The 17017-nt window shown below is 46.2% G+C and carries 11 protein-coding genes and 3 rRNA genes; 13 read left to right on the top strand and 1 reads right to left on the bottom strand.

All coding sequences use genetic code 11. The features are described 5' to 3' along the window. Positions 1 to 4 precede the first annotated feature (4 nt). From Q0V21_RS23305 to Q0V21_RS23270, 8 genes are all read left to right on the top strand, one after another. Entirely contained in the window at positions 5 to 1153 is a 1149-nt protein-coding gene (locus Q0V21_RS23305; RefSeq protein WP_301880815.1) for a S1C family serine protease, read from the top strand. Positions 1154 to 1273: 120 nt separating this feature from the next. After that, positions 1274 to 1873, top strand: a complete 600-nt coding sequence (locus tag Q0V21_RS23300; RefSeq protein WP_301880909.1) for a TetR/AcrR family transcriptional regulator — start codon at positions 1274 to 1276, stop codon at positions 1871 to 1873. Between the two features lie 33 nt (positions 1874 to 1906). Then, on the top strand, positions 1907 to 3127 hold the full coding sequence (locus tag Q0V21_RS23295) for an MFS transporter (RefSeq protein WP_301880814.1): 1221 nt from the start codon (positions 1907 to 1909) through the stop codon (positions 3125 to 3127). Positions 3128 to 3282: 155 nt separating this feature from the next. Continuing rightward, a complete protein-coding gene (locus tag Q0V21_RS23290) occupies positions 3283 to 3930 on the top strand; it encodes a TrkA C-terminal domain-containing protein (protein ID WP_301880813.1) in 648 nt (215 codons plus the stop codon). 349 nt (positions 3931 to 4279) lie between these two features. After that, positions 4280 to 5413 carry a betaine/proline/choline family ABC transporter ATP-binding protein gene (locus tag Q0V21_RS23285; RefSeq protein ID WP_301880812.1) on the top strand — a complete coding sequence of 378 codons (1134 nt, stop codon included), beginning with the start codon at positions 4280 to 4282 and terminating at the stop codon, positions 5411 to 5413. Then, on the top strand, positions 5410 to 6066 hold the full coding sequence (locus tag Q0V21_RS23280) for an ABC transporter permease (protein WP_301880811.1): 657 nt from the start codon (positions 5410 to 5412) through the stop codon (positions 6064 to 6066). The genes Q0V21_RS23285 and Q0V21_RS23280 overlap by 4 nt, the downstream gene beginning before the upstream one ends. A gap of 91 nt (positions 6067 to 6157) precedes the next feature. Beyond that, positions 6158 to 7066 (top strand): glycine betaine ABC transporter substrate-binding protein, encoded by a 909-nt coding sequence (locus Q0V21_RS23275; protein ID WP_301880810.1) that lies wholly within the window; start codon positions 6158 to 6160, stop codon positions 7064 to 7066. Between the two features lie 35 nt (positions 7067 to 7101). Then, positions 7102 to 7269, top strand: a complete 168-nt coding sequence (locus tag Q0V21_RS23270; protein WP_079350412.1) for a DUF3934 family protein — start codon at positions 7102 to 7104, stop codon at positions 7267 to 7269. Between the two features lie 445 nt (positions 7270 to 7714). Here the strand turns inward: Q0V21_RS23270 and Q0V21_RS23265 are convergent, their stop codons facing one another. Next, positions 7715 to 9478 (bottom strand): methyl-accepting chemotaxis protein, encoded by a 1764-nt coding sequence (locus Q0V21_RS23265; protein WP_301880809.1) that lies wholly within the window; start codon positions 9476 to 9478, stop codon positions 7715 to 7717. A 1022-nt stretch (positions 9479 to 10500) separates the two neighbouring features. Between Q0V21_RS23265 and Q0V21_RS23260 the strand changes: the two genes are divergently transcribed. The 5 genes from Q0V21_RS23260 (at position 10501) to Q0V21_RS23240 (ending at position 16973) form a co-directional block, all read left to right on the top strand. Beyond that, positions 10501 to 12052, top strand: a 16S ribosomal RNA gene (locus Q0V21_RS23260). A 310-nt stretch (positions 12053 to 12362) separates the two neighbouring features. Next, positions 12363 to 15288 (top strand): 23S ribosomal RNA (locus Q0V21_RS23255). An 82-nt stretch (positions 15289 to 15370) separates the two neighbouring features. Continuing rightward, positions 15371 to 15487: ribosomal RNA gene (gene rrf, locus Q0V21_RS23250) — 5S ribosomal RNA — on the top strand. Together the 16S, 23S and 5S rRNA genes form the textbook arrangement of a ribosomal RNA operon. A gap of 215 nt (positions 15488 to 15702) precedes the next feature. Beyond that, a complete protein-coding gene (locus Q0V21_RS23245) occupies positions 15703 to 16326 on the top strand; it encodes a deoxynucleoside kinase (protein WP_079350408.1) in 624 nt (207 codons plus the stop codon). Continuing rightward, a complete protein-coding gene (locus Q0V21_RS23240) occupies positions 16323 to 16973 on the top strand; it encodes a deoxynucleoside kinase (protein ID WP_079350407.1) in 651 nt (216 codons plus the stop codon). The genes Q0V21_RS23245 and Q0V21_RS23240 overlap by 4 nt, the downstream gene beginning before the upstream one ends. Positions 16974 to 17017: the final 44 nt, after the last annotated feature.

Genomic DNA, 17017 nt, shown 5'->3' with positions numbered 1-17017 from the left:
TGGAATGACCAAACGAACATGGAGTACGATCATATCCTGTGCCATGATAATTGGTGCTGGAGCAGGAGGCGTGTTCTGGATACATCAGCATTCAACGGATCAGTTGCAGGATGGGCCCAGATTGGCAGTTGTCGCAGCGAAGGAAACGGAAAACGCGGCAGCGACAACTGCTTCCAAGCAACCTGTGAAGAAGACGCGCAAACAGATTATTGAAGAGAGCCAGAAGAAAGTGGTTACGATCGAGAGCAGCAGTGGATTGGGCTCTGGCTTTCTTTACAATGATCAGGGGGATATCGTAACCAATGCACATGTGGTGGAAGGCTCAAAAGAAGTGACCGTCCGTACCCTCAATCATGAGGAATTTAAGGGAACGGTCATTGGCATAGGGGAAGAGACAGACGTGGCAGTTGTCAGGGTGCCGGATCTGAAAAAGGTCAAACCACTATCCATTGCCAAATCCAAAGCCGAGACTGGAGATGAGATCCTGGCGCTGGGCAGTCCGCTCGGGCTAGAGAACACCGTAACTACAGGGATTATTAGTGGTGTAGGCCGTAGCTTTGAAATAGCACCTTATATTTATAGCAATCTTTATCAGATATCAGCTCCTATAACCCATGGTAACAGTGGTGGACCACTGATTAGTGCGGAGACTGGCGAAGTACTTGGGATCAATTCAGCTGTGGTGGAGCAGGAGGGTGGAATTGGATTCAGCATCCCTATGACCAGTGTGCTCAAGCAGGTGCAGAACTGGTCCAAAAATCCTTCTGGAACAGCAGCAGTTAAGACGGCAGGGGATACGCATTCGGGATCAACCTCAGCAGCATTGGAAGCAGAGGCACTGGTGACGGACTTTTATACGAGCCTGAATCTGAGCGATTATGTCACCGCCTATGCATTGCTCGGCAGCGAATGGCAGAGCGGGACAACGTATGCGAAGTTTCGCGAAGGGTATATCAATACGAGCTATGTAACTATCGGTGATATTTCCTCTACAACCAACGGAAATAAAGAGATGGAAGTGACGGCGGTCATTACAGCAGATGAGCGTAGAGATGGCGAGTATGTAACAACGAAATACAAAGTTACGTATCAGGTCGGATATGAGAATGGCCAGCTGAAAATATTGCATGGTCAGGGCAAAAAGATGAAATAAAGTGTAGGAAGGGAGTTGGCCAATTGGCCGGCTCTCCTTTTTGATTGCTTATGTTCGATTCATCTGTTAAAATACAGAACGAACGTTCAGTATGCAAGAGGTGGAGTGAAATGTATGAGTATGAATAAAAAGCAACTACAAACCGAGCAGACCAAGAAGAAACTTGCGGATGCCTCAAGAGCCCTTTTTGTGCAAAAAGGCTATAAAGCAACGTCCATTGAAGATATTGTGGCTGCGACGGGCAGCAGTAAAGGCAATATATATTACCACTTTAAAAGTAAGGAAGGTCTGTTTCTCTACCTGATTGATGAATGGGATCGGGAGTGGGAGGAGAATTGGGCAGCCAAGGAACATCTGTATCATACTTCTACGGAGAAGATTTACGGCTTGGCAGAACAATTAATCCTTGATGACATGAATCACCCACTGACGAAGGCGGCAGATGAATTTTTTACCGGTGAGAAGAAAGAAAATGATATTGAAGAACGAATAGCTTTAATGTTTGAGCGGCATATTCAATTTAACAAACAATTGGTGGAACAGGGAATTGAGAGCGGGGAATTTAAAGCAGACAACGTAGACCATCTAGCGCTCATTCTTGAAAGCACCATTATTGGTCTCAGTCAGCTGTCGCGCGGCATGGAGCCAGAACAGGCTCTTGCCTTATACCGCCAGGCGGCTAGCGTATACTTGTATGGAATTGCAAAAGATAAAGATTAAGGTAACATTTTGACAACTACGGAGGATGGAATCATGGCATTACTTACACGGAACAGGGGCGCATTGCTGCTGTTAATGTTTAATATTTTTCTCGTTTTTACAGGTATAGGTCTTGTTGTGCCTATTATGCCTGCGTACATGGATCTACTGCATATCACCGGGTTCACGGTTGGTTTGCTGGTAGCGGCATTCTCCTTTACCCAGTTTCTGTTTTCTCCCATTGCGGGCCGTTGGTCAGACATCTTGGGACGTAAAAAAATTATCGTTGGCGGCATGTTAATCTTTGCTGTATCCGAGTTTATGTTTGGTGCTGTGAATGCACCGTCGCTGCTCTTCGCGGCACGGATGCTTGGCGGGATCGGCGCAGCGATGATCTTCCCGGCGGTTATGGCGTACACTGCAGATATTACAACAGAGGAAGAACGCGGTAGAGGTATGGGATTAATAAATGCCGCAATTACTACAGGATTTATCATCGGTCCGGGGATCGGCGGATATATCGCGGACTTTGGTATTCGGATTCCTTTCTATGCTGCAGGTATTGCGGGTTTGCTGGCATCCATCATTACGCTGATTATTTTGCCGGAATCAACCAGAATTACTGGAGAACAGACCAAACCTGTCGCGGGTGCAGCGAAGGTCAAAGGTCCGGGCATGGTTTCCCAGCTGTTTCGTTCGTACCGTGAGCCCTACTTTTTCAGTTTGGTCATCGTATTTGTTATGGCGTTTGGCTTGGCTAACTATGAGACGGTCTTTTCTCTGTTTGTGGATCACAAATTTGGTTTCACGACCAAGGATATTGCCTTCATTATAACGTTTGGTTCCATTGCGGGAGCCGTGGTACAGGTCTCATTGATTGGCTGGTTGTTAAACCGATTTGGTGAGAAAAAAGTAATCTCGGTCTGCTTGCTCTTTGTAGCGGTATTTGTATTGTTAACCCTGTTTGTAAACACATACTGGATGATTCTGGTCGTTACATTCATCGTCTTCCTGGGCATGGATATTTTGCGTCCGGCAATCAGCACGCAGATGTCCAAACTGGCGGAAGAACAGCAGGGCTTTGTAGCTGGATTGAACTCAGCCTATACAAGTTTGGGCAATATCGCAGGTCCAATTGTAGCGGGAGCATTATTTGATGTGAATATTAACTACCCTTATGTTTCGGCAGCTGCCGTTCTGGCGATCTGTTTCCTGTTATCTCTGCGGGTATTAAGAGGAGGGGAAACTGATAGTAAGGTCAATGTGATGAGATAAGTACCTTCTTGGCATGATCCCCCATAACGTGTTATGGAGTTCTCTCGGAACCTAATTTATTTTACAAAGGCGATGAGCTATACTGATGGCGTGGGGGGATTACCTCCATTTTTGCCTGATAGGGTTGTTAATTAACGCGAAGGAGAGAATCTCACTTGCAAGAGAAAGCCAGTTATAAATCAATAGCGCTTGATATTGCTCAGCGAATTGTTAGTGGGGAATTTCCCAAACAAAGCAAACTTTCCGGACGTTCACTGCTAGCCGGCCAGTATCATGTGTCGCCAGAGACGATCCGCAAAGCCATAGGGTTATTGAAAGATGAGAATATTGTCTCTGTATCCCAGGGCAAAGAGATCATCGTACTCTCGGATCAGAACGCGCTTGAGTATATTACACGTAATAATTATTTGAAATCCACATATTCCCTGAAGCATGATTTGCAACAATTGTTATTGGAGAGAAAAGAGTCAGATCGCAAATTTGAAACATTACTTACTCAAATTATTGAAGCGTCTGATCGTCTTAAAAATCTAAAGCCATATCATCCAGTCGAAATCACAATTGGTGAACAATCACACGTCATTGGCAGATCTATAGGGAACTTGCAGTTTTGGCAGCATACGGGTGCAACCATTATTGCATTGCGGAGAGGGACTGAGGTTACCATATCTCCTGGCCCCCATGTTATTTTGCGTGAAGGGGATATCGTGATCGCTGTTGGGAACGAAGGGATGTATACTAGAACGGAGCAGTTTATTAATCAGATAGAAGACCAGATTCCACTGGACTCTGAAAAGCTATAACTTTTCCGCTCGATAAAACAAGGCATGTGTTGATCATTAATAGAATAAGCAATTATCGGCTCCGTGCAGGTAATTACAGTCGAAAAGCAGGTGGAATCTATAGAGATTCCACCTGCTTTTTTGGTGTGCGTCCAGCTTAGACGATGACTTGACGATAGATGCCCTGAATGAAGCAGTTGCATATGAAGCGGATTACAAGGGAAATTGAAGACAGAGCAAAGTCGAGTAGAGTGCCCAGTATTCATTTATTAAAGGATCAACTTACAACTCTATTTTGTGATATGGGTTGTCAGTTTAAATGTGGTCTGTTATAGTTTTTAGATACACAGAAAAAATACGGGGGTTATTTATGCTAAAATTTGAACATGTTTCTAAAAAATACAGTAACGGATATCATGCGGTGAAAGATATTGATTTTGAGGTAGATGCTGGCGAAATTCTTGTATTAATTGGACCTAGTGGATGTGGCAAAACAACAACCATGAAAATGATTAATCGTCTGATTCCCAATACTTCAGGGAAAATCTACATCCACGGTAAAGATATATCGCAGGAAAACCCCGATACACTTCGTAAAAACATCGGTTATGTCATCCAGCAAGTAGGATTATTTCCTCACTATACGATTGAAGATAACGTTGGACTTATTCCGCAACTCAAAGGTTGGGAAGCAGGGAAAAAGAAAGAAAGAGTGCTGGAGATGCTCCGCTTGGTAGGATTGGATCCCACTGTTTTTGCCAAAAGATACCCCAAACAGTTATCCGGTGGACAGCAGCAGCGTGTTGGGGTAGCCCGGGCATTGGCGGGAGATCCGGAAATTGTACTGATGGATGAGCCCTTTGGTGCACTGGACCCGATAACACGCGAACAGTTGCAAGATGAGCTACTGAGGCTTCAAAAAGAAGTGAAAAAAACGATTGTTTTTGTCACACATGACATGGAAGAGGCGCTCAAATTAGGTGATAAAATCGCGATTTTGAAAGACGGCGAATTAGTGCAATTGGATTCACCTGAACAGATACTAAGTCAGCCAGCCAATGAATTCGTTGAAGGGTTTATCGGCAAAAATCGAATTTATCAGAATCCCGAATACATTTCAATTACGGATGTTATGCGCGATAATCCCACTACCTCTTATCCTGATCGTACACCAGGAAAAGCACTTGCATTCATGAGACAACGAAAGACCGACACTCTACTTGTTAGCAATGAATCTGACAAACTGCTTGGGATTGTATCTGCCTATGACCTCGCCGCCAAGATGGAGGGCATCCGTACGATTGAAGAAATTATGACTTGGCCTCCTGTAGTACTAGAAGATACTGCGACTGCGAGAGATGCACTGGCGTTAATTACGCAAACAGCGCATGGTGTTATCCCTGTAACGACAGTGGAAGGTAAAATCGTCGGCATTGTCACCCGTAGCAGCCTGTTAACTGCCTTTGCCGCAAAATGGGTGGGAGATGAGGAGGAAACATCATGAGAGATCGTTCATTGTGGGAACAAATGAAGCAGCAGTTTAACAGTCGTGGAGAAGAACTTTTACAATCGCTGGGTGTCCATATCCAGTTAGTCTTCATTTCAATGTTATTGGCTATTATCGTCGGTATTGCCTTGGGGATCTTGATATCTCGTATTCAAGGACTGAAAGGAATCACACTGGGAACGGCTGGCATTTTGCAGACGATTCCAAGTCTTGCGATGCTCGGTTTTATGATTCCTCTGTTTGGGATAGGCATCAAAACAGCGGTAGCTGCTCTGTTCTTATATTCACTATTACCAATCATCCGTAATACGTATGCAGGCATCGCTGATGTAGATAAATCGGTTGTTGAAGCGGCAAGAGGAATGGGCATGAAGGGTGGACAGATTCTGTTCAAGGTTCAATTGCCACTAGCGATGAGTGTCATTATGGCGGGTATTCGAACAGCAGCCGTTATTAATGTAGGAACTGCCACTCTTGCAGCATTTATCGGTGCAGGCGGGCTTGGCGAGTTTATTTTCCTCGGCATTCAACGTAATATTGATGCTCTGATTCTAATGGGGGCCATTCCGGCTGCGATTTTGGCTTTGGTTATTGATTATTTACTCGGACTGTTGGAAAAGGTGACGACACCTAAAGGGCTGAAAGTTTGAGCTTGGAATCTCCGTTACAGCTTTGCGAATTCCGGCTATAGTTAGTCACGTATATCAAGATTCGAATAATCTGGAGGTATTTATAAATAATATGAAAAAAACTGGACTTATTTTCGCGTTACTTGCTTCTGTTGGTATTATTCTTGCTGCATGCGGTGGGGGTAAGAGTGGGGAAAGTGGAGCAGCGAGCGATAAACAGATTACTGTAAGCTCGAAAAATTTCACGGAAAATGTAATTATTGCGCATATGATGGCAGATCTAATTGAAGCGAAAACAGATATTAAAGTGAAACGGACGGTAAATCTGGGCGGATCAAATGTTGTATGGAATGCATTGAAAAATGATGAAGTTCAACTGTATCCTGACTACACCGGGACTATTGTAGCCAACTATTATCAGGAGGAAACGGGAACATCGGAGGAGTCTTTAGCCAGAGCGAGAGAGCTTATCAAGCCGGAAGGTCTTGCTTTTTTGGAACCATTTGGTATAAATAATACGTATACACTTGCGGTAACCAAGGAAACGGCGGATAAGTATAAACTTAAAACGCTGAGCGATCTGGCTAAAGTATCGGATGATATGGTGCTTGGTGTAGAATTCGAATTCCTCGATCGGGAGGACGGATATCCTGGAATTCAGAAGCTTTATGGTATGAATTTCAAAGAGTCTAAAGGAATGGATCACGGTATCATGTATCGGGCGATTGAAAAGGGAGAAACGGATGTAACCAATGCTTATGCTACGGATGCACAGATTAAAGTACATGATCTTGTTATCCTTGAGGATGATAAGGAGTTTTTCCCTCCATATGACGGTGGACCAGTCATTCGGCAGGACACATTGGATCAATATCCCGAGTTGGAAGAGGTACTGAATTTGCTCAAGGGCCAGATTACGGAGACTGAAATGCAGGAGTTAAATGCACAAGTTGACGTAGAAGGACTAAAAGAAGATGATGTCGCTCATGATTTTCTGGTTAAAAAAGGTCTGATCGAATAGAATAAAGAGACCTGACTGATTATTGGGGTGATAACATGAGTAAAGTAAAAGGTAAAGGCGGCACAGGCCGTGGTACTGGAAAAAAAGGCTGGAATCGCTGGCAGGCCGCAGCCAATCGGGCAAAAAGTGCCCCGAAGCCTTATAAAAGTAAAGGCACGAAGAAGAAGGACGACACCGAAACTTCAAATGACAAGTCCGAGTAAGTGGCACTTGGAGAAGCCAAAGGCGTTCATGGCAAAGAGATCTGACCTACAAAAGGACAGATCTCTTTTTATGTGCGCCCATCATAAGTGCTATCTTTAGGGTTGAATTCCAGAATTGAAGGCAGTAGTAGCCATTAGCTGAAGGGAAGTGTTTCCACCGTGAGGTGGAATCTGAAGGAAGCTGGCGCTGTATGAGGTTACATAACAAACCAAAGTCCATACTGTCAAAGGAATACGAGAGTAATTGAAGCAGATAGATGGAGAGGAAGATAGCGTTCCTAACGGGGGAGATCTGTGTTGTTGATCTGTGTAGTAGGCGAAGTCCTTCACGAATTGCTTTTTTAAATATAGAAAAGCCAAACTCAAACGGCAGTTCCAACATTTAATTGGCGCACTGGTTGAATTTGGCTTGAATCCGTAGGGGTGATGACTAATAAAAATTGATTCAGTTTGCTTTTACTTTGAAGAATGAGATCAGTTCCTGTAATTGGCCCGATACAGCGGAGAGTTCATCCGAGGCCGAGACAATGGAAGCCATGGATGCTTCCTGTTCCGCAATAGATTGCTCAATCTGTTTGCTGCTATGTGCTGCTTTGCTTACACTGGCAGACAATTCATCCGCAGTTGCGGACATTTCCTGTGTGCTGGCAGATATTTCTTCGGTAGAGCTGGAGATATCCTGAATTTGGTTGGCGACTTTGTTCGTAGCTGTCAGAATATCCTCAAAGAATTGGCCCGTCTCCAGGGTGACATGAGACCCCTTCTCTACTTCTTGGGAGCCAAGCTCCATAGCTTCGGCGGATTGGAGGATATCGCGCTGAATTTCGTCAATCAAGGTACGGATCTGTTTGGCTGAGTCCTGGGACTGTTCAGCGAGCTTGCGTACTTCCCCTGCGACAACCGCGAAACCTTTTCCTTCCTCACCAACACGAGCTGCCTCAATGGAAGCATTCAGGGCGAGCAAATTAGTCTGTTCCGCAATCTGTGTAATCATATTTACGATGCTGCTAATTTCGTTGGAGCGGCTTTCCAAAGATTGTATAGATTCCGACGTATGTTTCACCGCACCGGAGATCAGTCTCATCTGCTCAATAACTTGTTGCATAATCTCATGGCCTGAATTAGAACGTTGTTCCATGCTTAATGCCTCATCCGCTACATCTGCAGAACTGCTGGCAATCGTCTGCACAACGGTAGACATCTCTGTCATCGCTCGGGCACTTTCCACGCTGGCTTGATCCTGAGAACGAAGGCCCAGTGAGATATCCCGGATATTACTGCTGATCATCTGGATGTTATCATTATTTTTTTCGGAAATGTCTAATAATTTCTTGGATGAATCAGAAAGGTGATAGGATGTCGTTTGCACTTTGAACATCGTGTCATTGAATCGCTGAATCATCGTATTGAATTTTTGATTAATAACTCCTAGATCATCTCGTCCGGTTTGGATGGTTACATCCAGATTACCAGAGCTCGCAGCCTCAATACCCTCCATGAGGTCACGGATTGGCTTGAGTGTTTTCTTTAACAGAATATATTGTAGTACCATAAACAGAATCAGGAAGGCTACCAGGAATATGCTGCTATATGTAATCAGTTTATGAAGTCCTTTTGGAACTGCGCTTGCATCAACATCAAAATAAATTGCGGCATAGATCGTACCTTCAGCATTCTTGATGGGATACATGATGGTTGTCCAGGTACCGTAATCATCGGTATAAAAACTACTAAATCCGGGTTGGCTGTCTACTTTCATATCCTCAAGAGCTGCAACAATTTGAGAGGATAAGGGATACATTGTACCTGCTGTCATATTGCCTTCTTCGAAGGAATCTACCAGGCTGGTTGGAATCGCGATAATGGAGGTCTCATTTCCCTTTTCCAGTTCCGTCCCGAAAATGTAAGCCTGGGCAATGTTGGGATAGAGCTCGTGGATTGAATCCAGATAGTCTCGAAGTACCTTTTGGGCAGGTCCGGAATAATTTTTCTCATTTACTGCTTCAAGAACCTTGATTGAATCCAGATCAGTGGACCATTTCTGCGTTGTTACCGCAGCCTGATCATATAACTGTTGAATCAAAATGCTTTTTTGAAACTGATATCCGGCTGTGATTAAAATAACGCCGATTAGCGTTATGCTACCGAATGAAATAACGAGATTTTTAACAAAGAAAGGAAGGGTACTCCACCGTATCTTATCTAACAATATCTTTCACTCCTTTTTCTAATTGAGACCATTCTGGATGCGTATTCGCTTTGCGTATGGTGCTTTGTATCCATGTGATATATCGTAATAGATTTAGTTTAATGTTAGCGTTTGGAATGAAAATGATGCTTTAGAACCAAGGTTTTTCAGAATGTTTCTCGTTTATTTCACTATTGTGTTCATAAATGAAAAATGCGCAAGTTCTTTACGGCCATTTCCTTAAAGATTGAGAAAATGGATTGCAAGAAGTATTAAGGCGAGTTCGTTTTGATGAGTGAATTGTTGCCTAACATATATATACATAGAGGTAAGAGGGATTTATATTGAAATAAAGATATGCGCATATATGAAATACATTATTACGCAAAAATGACTCGAGGCGAGATTTTGGTGAATCAGCAAAATCACTGAACATTATTCTGTTGCTATAATGAAAGACAGCAGTATATAGATGAAGCTAACTTAATAAGTAGTTACATTAATGAAGGAAAGTATTTACGCTCCTCTGAGTTAAACTATCCTTTAAACCTTAGGCGTTGGGATTACATTCACTATAGGTTGTTTCTTAGAAGCCAGTAGTCATAGTGAGTATCCAAAAATTCCGTTAGCGGATTAATCACTGGAATACATTTAATCAAGAGTCATTGTAGTGATATAAAATAATTTATAAAATAGGTTGTAATTAATAATAGAACATGATATATTATTAATCCGGCCAAGAAAACACAAGAAACACGGTGCGGCAAGCGAATGAAAAATAAGTTTCGAAAGAAACTTAAAAAAAGATGCTTGCAAAGTTGGTTCGGACGTGATAATATATAAGAGTTGCTGAAGAGAACAACGACAGCGACGGAAACAAGTTTGATCTTTGAAAACTGAACAACGAGTGAGTAACGATCTTGCTTGCAAGATCGACGCTGAGAAATCGGTACACGTCTTCGGACTGTATGATTTTGAAGCAAAATAAATGAGATTTTTAATCTCGTCAGTTTCAAAATGAGCTTATCGCTCTTTTCAATACTTTATTGGAGAGTTTGATCCTGGCTCAGGACGAACGCTGGCGGCATGCCTAATACATGCAAGTCGAGCGGAGTTGATAGGAAGCTTGCTTCCTTGATACTTAGCGGCGGACGGGTGAGTAACACGTAGGCAACCTGCCCTCAAGCTTGGGACAACTACCGGAAACGGTAGCTAATACCGAATAGTTGTTTTCTTCTCCTGAAGAAAACTGGAAAGACGGAGCAATCTGTCACTTGGGGATGGGCCTGCGGCGCATTAGCTAGTTGGTGGGGTAACGGCTCACCAAGGCGACGATGCGTAGCCGACCTGAGAGGGTGATCGGCCACACTGGGACTGAGACACGGCCCAGACTCCTACGGGAGGCAGCAGTAGGGAATCTTCCGCAATGGGCGAAAGCCTGACGGAGCAATGCCGCGTGAGTGATGAAGGTTTTCGGATCGTAAAGCTCTGTTGCCAGGGAAGAACGCTTGGGAGAGTAACTGCTCTCAAGGTGACGGTACCTGAGAAGAAAGCCCCGGCTAACTACGTGCCAGCAGCCGCGGTAATACGTAGGGGGCAAGCGTTGTCCGGAATTATTGGGCGTAAAGCGCGCGCAGGCGGTCATTTAAGTCTGGTGTTTAATCCCGGGGCTCAACCCCGGATCGCACTGGAAACTGGGTGACTTGAGTGCAGAAGAGGAGAGTGGAATTCCACGTGTAGCGGTGAAATGCGTAGATATGTGGAGGAACACCAGTGGCGAAGGCGACTCTCTGGGCTGTAACTGACGCTGAGGCGCGAAAGCGTGGGGAGCAAACAGGATTAGATACCCTGGTAGTCCACGCCGTAAACGATGAGTGCTAGGTGTTAGGGGTTTCGATACCCTTGGTGCCGAAGTTAACACATTAAGCACTCCGCCTGGGGAGTACGGTCGCAAGACTGAAACTCAAAGGAATTGACGGGGACCCGCACAAGCAGTGGAGTATGTGGTTTAATTCGAAGCAACGCGAAGAACCTTACCAGGTCTTGACATCCCTCTGACCGGTACAGAGATGTACCTTTCCTTCGGGACAGAGGAGACAGGTGGTGCATGGTTGTCGTCAGCTCGTGTCGTGAGATGTTGGGTTAAGTCCCGCAACGAGCGCAACCCTTGATCTTAGTTGCCAGCACTTCGGGTGGGCACTCTAAGGTGACTGCCGGTGACAAACCGGAGGAAGGTGGGGATGACGTCAAATCATCATGCCCCTTATGACCTGGGCTACACACGTACTACAATGGCCGGTACAACGGGCAGTGAAACCGCGAGGTGGAACGAATCCTAAAAAGCCGGTCTCAGTTCGGATTGCAGGCTGCAACTCGCCTGCATGAAGTCGGAATTGCTAGTAATCGCGGATCAGCATGCCGCGGTGAATACGTTCCCGGGTCTTGTACACACCGCCCGTCACACCACGAGAGTTTATAACACCCGAAGTCGGTGGGGTAACCGCAAGGAGCCAGCCGCCGAAGGTGGGATAGATGATTGGGGTGAAGTCGTAACAAGGTAGCCGTATCGGAAGGTGCGGCTGGATCACCTCCTTTCTATGGAGAATCGTTTCCCGCGTGGAAACATTCAAATACGCAGCTTAGCTGCAAAACTTACTCACTCGTTGCTCAGTTTTGAGAGCTCAAACTCTCAAACAGCTTGCTTTTGCATGGAGCTTGTTCTTTGAAAACTAGATATCGAAACGAAATTTTGCGATTTAGAACATTCCTTTTTAAGCTGAACTTGTGTTAAAACAAGTTTCAATAAATAGTGAAAACTGCATGAGCGAGTGATCGAAATGGAGCGACTTTTGGCTTTGGACGCAGTCCAAAACAAGCGGAGCGACAGCTCGAACACGAGCGAGTTGGTTAAGCTACTAAGAGCACACGGAGGATGCCTAGGCGCTAGGAGCCGATGAAGGACGTGGCGAACAACGAAACTGCCTCGGGGAGCTGTAAGCAAGCTTTGATCCGGGGGTGTCCGAATGGGGAAACCCAGCTGGGGTAATTTCCAGTTACTCACAACTGAATACATAGGTTGTGCAGAGGCATACCAAGGGAACTGAAACATCTAAGTACCTTGAGGAAGAGAAAACAATAGTGATTCCGTCAGTAGCGGCGAGCGAACGCGGAGAAGCCCAAACCAGAGAGCTTGCTCTCTGGGGTTGTGGGACGTCTCACATGGAGTTACAAAGGAACCGGTTAAGTGAAGAGGTCTGGAAAGGCCCGCCAAAGAAGGTAAAAGCCCTGTAGTTGAAAGTTGGTTCCCTCCGAGACGGATCCCGAGTAGTGCGGGGCACGTGAAACCCCGTATGAATCCGGCAGGACCATCTGCCAAGGCTAAATACTTCCTAGCGACCGATAGTGAAGCAGTACCGTGAGGGAAAGGTGAAAAGCACCCCGGAAGGGGAGTGAAATAGAACCTGAAACCGTGTGCTTACAAAAAGTCAGAGCCCGTTTTAGGGGTGATGGCGTGCCTTTTGTAGAATGAACCGGCGAGTTACGTTCCCGTGCAAGGTTAAGGTGAAGAGCCGGAGCCGCAGCGAAAGCGAGTCTGAATAGGGCGACTTAGTACGTGGACGTAGACCCGAAACCGGGTGATCTACCCCTGTCCAGGGTGAAGGTGCGGTAACACGCACTGGAGGCCCGAACCCACGCATGTTGAAAAATGCGGGGATGAGGTGGGGGTAGCGGAGAAATTCCAATCGAACTCGGAGATAGCTGGTTCTCCCCGAAATAGCTTTAGGGCTAGCCTCGGAAAACAGAGTCGTGGAGGTAGAGCACTGATTGGGTGCGGGGCCCGCAAGGGTTACCAAGCTCAGTCAAACTCCGAATGCCATAGACTTACTTCCGGGAGTCAGACAGTGAGTGCTAAGATCCATTGTCAAAAGGGAAACAGCCCAGACCATCAGCTAAGGTCCCCAAGTGTGTGTTAAGTGGGAAAGGATGTGGAGTTGCACAGACAACCAGGATGTTGGCTTAGAAGCAGCCACCATTGAAAGAGTGCGTAATAGCTCACTGGTCGAGTGACTCTGCGCCGAAAATGTAACGGGGCTAAACACACCACCGAAGCTATGGCTTGATGCTTTGCATCAGGGGTAGGGGAGCGTTGTATAAGGGTTGAAGGTGTACCGTAAGGAGCGCTGGACATTATACAAGTGAGAATGCCGGTATGAGTAACGAAAAGATCAGTGAGAATCTGATCCGCCGAAAGCCTAAGGGTTCCTGAGGAAGGCTCGTCCGCTCAGGGTAAGTCGGGACCTAAGGCGAGGCCGAAAGGCGTAGTCGAAGGACAACAGGTCGAAATTCCTGTACCACCGTAAGCCGTTATGAGCAATGGGGGGACGCAGCAGGGTAGTGACGCGGACTGATGGATGTCCGTCTAAGCAGTGAGGCTGATGTGTAGGCAAATCCGCACATCGTAAGGCTGGACTGTGATGGGGAGCGAAAATTAGAGTAGCGAAGGTCATGATCTCACACTGCCAAGAAAAGCCTCTAGCCAGGTGATGGTGCCCGTACCGCAAACCGACACAGGTAGGCGAGAAGAGAATTCTAAGGCGCGCGGAAGAACTCTCGTTAAGGAACTCGGCAAAATGACCCCGTAACTTCGGGAGAAGGGGTGCCCCGGTAGTGTGAATAGCACGAGGGGGCCGCAGTGAAAAGGCCCAAGCGACTGTTTAGCAAAAACACAGGTCTGTGCGAAGCCGTAAGGCGAAGTATACGGGCTGACGCCTGCCCGGTGCTGGAAGGTTAAGGGGAGCGGTTAGGAGCAATCCGAAGCTGTGAACCGAAGCCCCAGTAAACGGCGGCCGTAACTATAACGGTCCTAAGGTAGCGAAATTCCTTGTCAGGTAAATTCTGACCCGCACGAATGGCGTAACGACTTGGGCGCTGTCTCAACGAGAGATCCGGTGAAATTTTAATACCTGTGAAGATGCAGGTTACCCGCGACAAGACGGAAAGACCCCATGGAGCTTTACTGCAGCTTGATATTGAATTTGGGTACGATCTGTACAGGATAGGTGGGAGCCTTTGAAACGTGAGCGCCAGCTTGCGTGGAGGCACCGTTGGGATACCACCCTGATCGTATCTAGGTTCTAACCTGGTACCGTAATCCGGTGCGGGGACAGTGTCAGGTGGGCAGTTTGACTGGGGCGGTCGCCTCCTAAAGAGTAACGGAGGCGCCCAAAGGTTCCCTCAGAATGGTTGGAAATCATTCGAAGAGTGCAAAGGCATAAGGGAGCTTGACTGCGAGACCTACAAGTCGAGCAGGGACGAAAGTCGGGCTTAGTGATCCGGTGGTACCGCATGGAAGGGCCATCGCTCAACGGATAAAAGCTACCCTGGGGATAACAGGCTTATCTCCCCCAAGAGTCCACATCGACGGGGAGGTTTGGCACCTCGATGTCGGCTCATCGCATCCTGGGGCTGAAGTAGGTCCCAAGGGTTGGGCTGTTCGCCCATTAAAGCGGTACGCGAGCTGGGTTCAGAACGTCGTGAGACAGTTCGGTCCCTATCTGTCGTGGGCGTAGGAAATTTGAGAGGAGCTGTCCTTAGTACGAGAGGACCGGGATGGACGTACCGCTGGTGTACCAGTTGTTCCGCCAGGAGCACCGCTGGGTAGCTATGTACGGAAGGGATAAGCGCTGAAAGCATCTAAGCGTGAAGCCCCCCTCAAGATGAGATTTCCCAGTATGTAAGACCCCTTGAAGACGACGAGGTAGATAGGCTGGGGGTGGAAGTGCAGCAATGCATGGAGCTGACCAGTACTAATCGGTCGAGGGCTTATCCAAGATATGCAGGTGATACATCGCGAATTTCGTTTCGGATCTAGTTTTCAGAGAATAATCTCTGAAGGTAAGGCTAAGCTATGCGTTTGGTGGCGATGGCGGAGGGGTTCCACACGTACCCATCCCGAACACGACCGTTAAGCCCTCTAGCGCCGATGGTACTTGGACCGCAGGGTCCTGGGAGAGTAGGACGCCGCCAAGCAATCGAAAGACACGATCGTATATAAGCGATCGTGTCTTTTTCTTTTATTATGAATTTTAGGGATTATTATAATGTCTTATTTATCTTAGTCCGTAGAGATAAAACTCATTTTATACATAAAATACTGGCCTTCCCATCATCGAAGCTGTGATACAATAGGTGAGGTCTATAAAGAAACGGAAACACGCATGAGTACGAGGAGGAACTGGAACACGATGAAATCCGCACCGTTTATTGCAGTGGAAGGTCCCATTGGAGCCGGGAAAACAACGTTGGCAACAATGCTTTCCCAGGAATTGAATCTTCCGCTGGTCAAAGAAATTGTAGAAGAGAATCCCTTTCTGGCTTCCTTCTATCAGGATATAGATGAGTGGAGCTTCCAGCTTGAAATGTTTTTTCTGTGCAACCGATTCAAGCAACTGGAAGACACGGGCGCTCACTATATTAAACAGAACACTCCCGTTATTTCGGACTACCATATCTATAAAAATATGATTTTTGCCGATCGTACCCTAAAAGGAACAAAACGGGACAAATACCGTCAAATTTATCATCTCTTAACGGATGATCTGCCGAAACCCAATCTGGTGCTATATATTGAAGCTGAACTCGATACATTGATGCAACGCATCAACAAACGTGGACGGTCTTTTGAGCAGGATATGGACCCGGCGTATATGGAACAGTTGATCGCAGATTACAAAACAGGTATGGCCTACCTGGCTAACAGCCCGAATCCGCCGATTATCATTAAGGTGAATGCGGAACAGCTCGATTTTGTAGAACATCCCGAACATTTCAAACAGATTGTTAATCAGGTAAAGGAGTATATCACATGAACAACTATGGCATTCCCACGAATGCATTAATCACGGTAGCAGGTACTGTAGGGGTGGGCAAATCCACACTAACTGCAGCTCTGGCAGAGCGTTTAAATTTCAAGACCTCTCTTGAGCAAGTCGACCACAATCCATATCTGGAGAAGTTCTATCATGACTTTGAACGTTGGAGCTTCCATTTGCAGATTTACTTCCTGGCAGAGCGTTTCAAGGAACAGAAGAAAATCTTTGAACTGGGCGGCGGATTTGTACAGGATCGTTCCATTTATGAGGATACCGGCATCTTTGCGCAAATGCATGCGGATCAGGGTACAATGTCGGCTACGGATTTCGAGACATACAGTAGTTTGTTTGAAGCGATGGTGATGACACCATATTTCCCTCATCCGGATGTACTGATCTACCTGGAGGGTAGTCTGCCATCCATCCTGAATCGAATTACGGAACGTGGACGAGAAATGGAGATCCAGACGGATCGTTCCTACTGGGAGCATATGCATGAGCGCTATTCGGTATGGATTAATCAATTTACGGCTTGTCCGGTATTGCGTTTGAACATCGATGAGTATGACGTGAATGACCCAGCATCGGTGGATGCCATTTTGGCACAGATTGCTGCTGTCATTATGCCGTCTAAAAAAATCTAAATAAGAAATCATTATAAAAACACATCCCCTCCCATGCCAATAGG

Source organism: Paenibacillus sp. 11B, from assembly GCF_030487755.1.
GTDB classification, from domain to species: domain Bacteria; phylum Bacillota; class Bacilli; order Paenibacillales; family Paenibacillaceae; genus Paenibacillus; species Paenibacillus vandeheii.
The sequence above is the reverse complement of the archived record's forward strand: the minus strand, read 5'-3'. Positions and strand labels throughout refer to the sequence as shown.

Excerpts from the sequence above, each read along its gene's own strand:
- Q0V21_RS23295 (WP_301880814.1), top strand. The coding sequence starts at position 1,907 with ATGGCATTACTTACACGGAACAGGGGCGCATTGCTGCTGTTAATGTTT.
- Q0V21_RS23280 (WP_301880811.1), top strand. The coding sequence starts at position 5,410 with ATGAGAGATCGTTCATTGTGGGAACAAATGAAGCAGCAGTTTAACAGT.
- Q0V21_RS23305 (WP_301880815.1), top strand. The coding sequence starts at position 5 with ATGACCAAACGAACATGGAGTACGATCATATCCTGTGCCATGATAATT.
- Q0V21_RS23270 (WP_079350412.1), top strand. The coding sequence starts at position 7,102 with ATGAGTAAAGTAAAAGGTAAAGGCGGCACAGGCCGTGGTACTGGAAAA.
- Q0V21_RS23285 (WP_301880812.1), top strand. The coding sequence starts at position 4,280 with ATGCTAAAATTTGAACATGTTTCTAAAAAATACAGTAACGGATATCAT.
- Q0V21_RS23275 (WP_301880810.1), top strand. The coding sequence starts at position 6,158 with ATGAAAAAAACTGGACTTATTTTCGCGTTACTTGCTTCTGTTGGTATT.
- Q0V21_RS23245 (WP_079350408.1), top strand. The coding sequence starts at position 15,703 with ATGAAATCCGCACCGTTTATTGCAGTGGAAGGTCCCATTGGAGCCGGG.
- Q0V21_RS23300 (WP_301880909.1), top strand. The coding sequence starts at position 1,274 with ATGAATAAAAAGCAACTACAAACCGAGCAGACCAAGAAGAAACTTGCG.
- Q0V21_RS23240 (WP_079350407.1), top strand. The coding sequence starts at position 16,323 with ATGAACAACTATGGCATTCCCACGAATGCATTAATCACGGTAGCAGGT.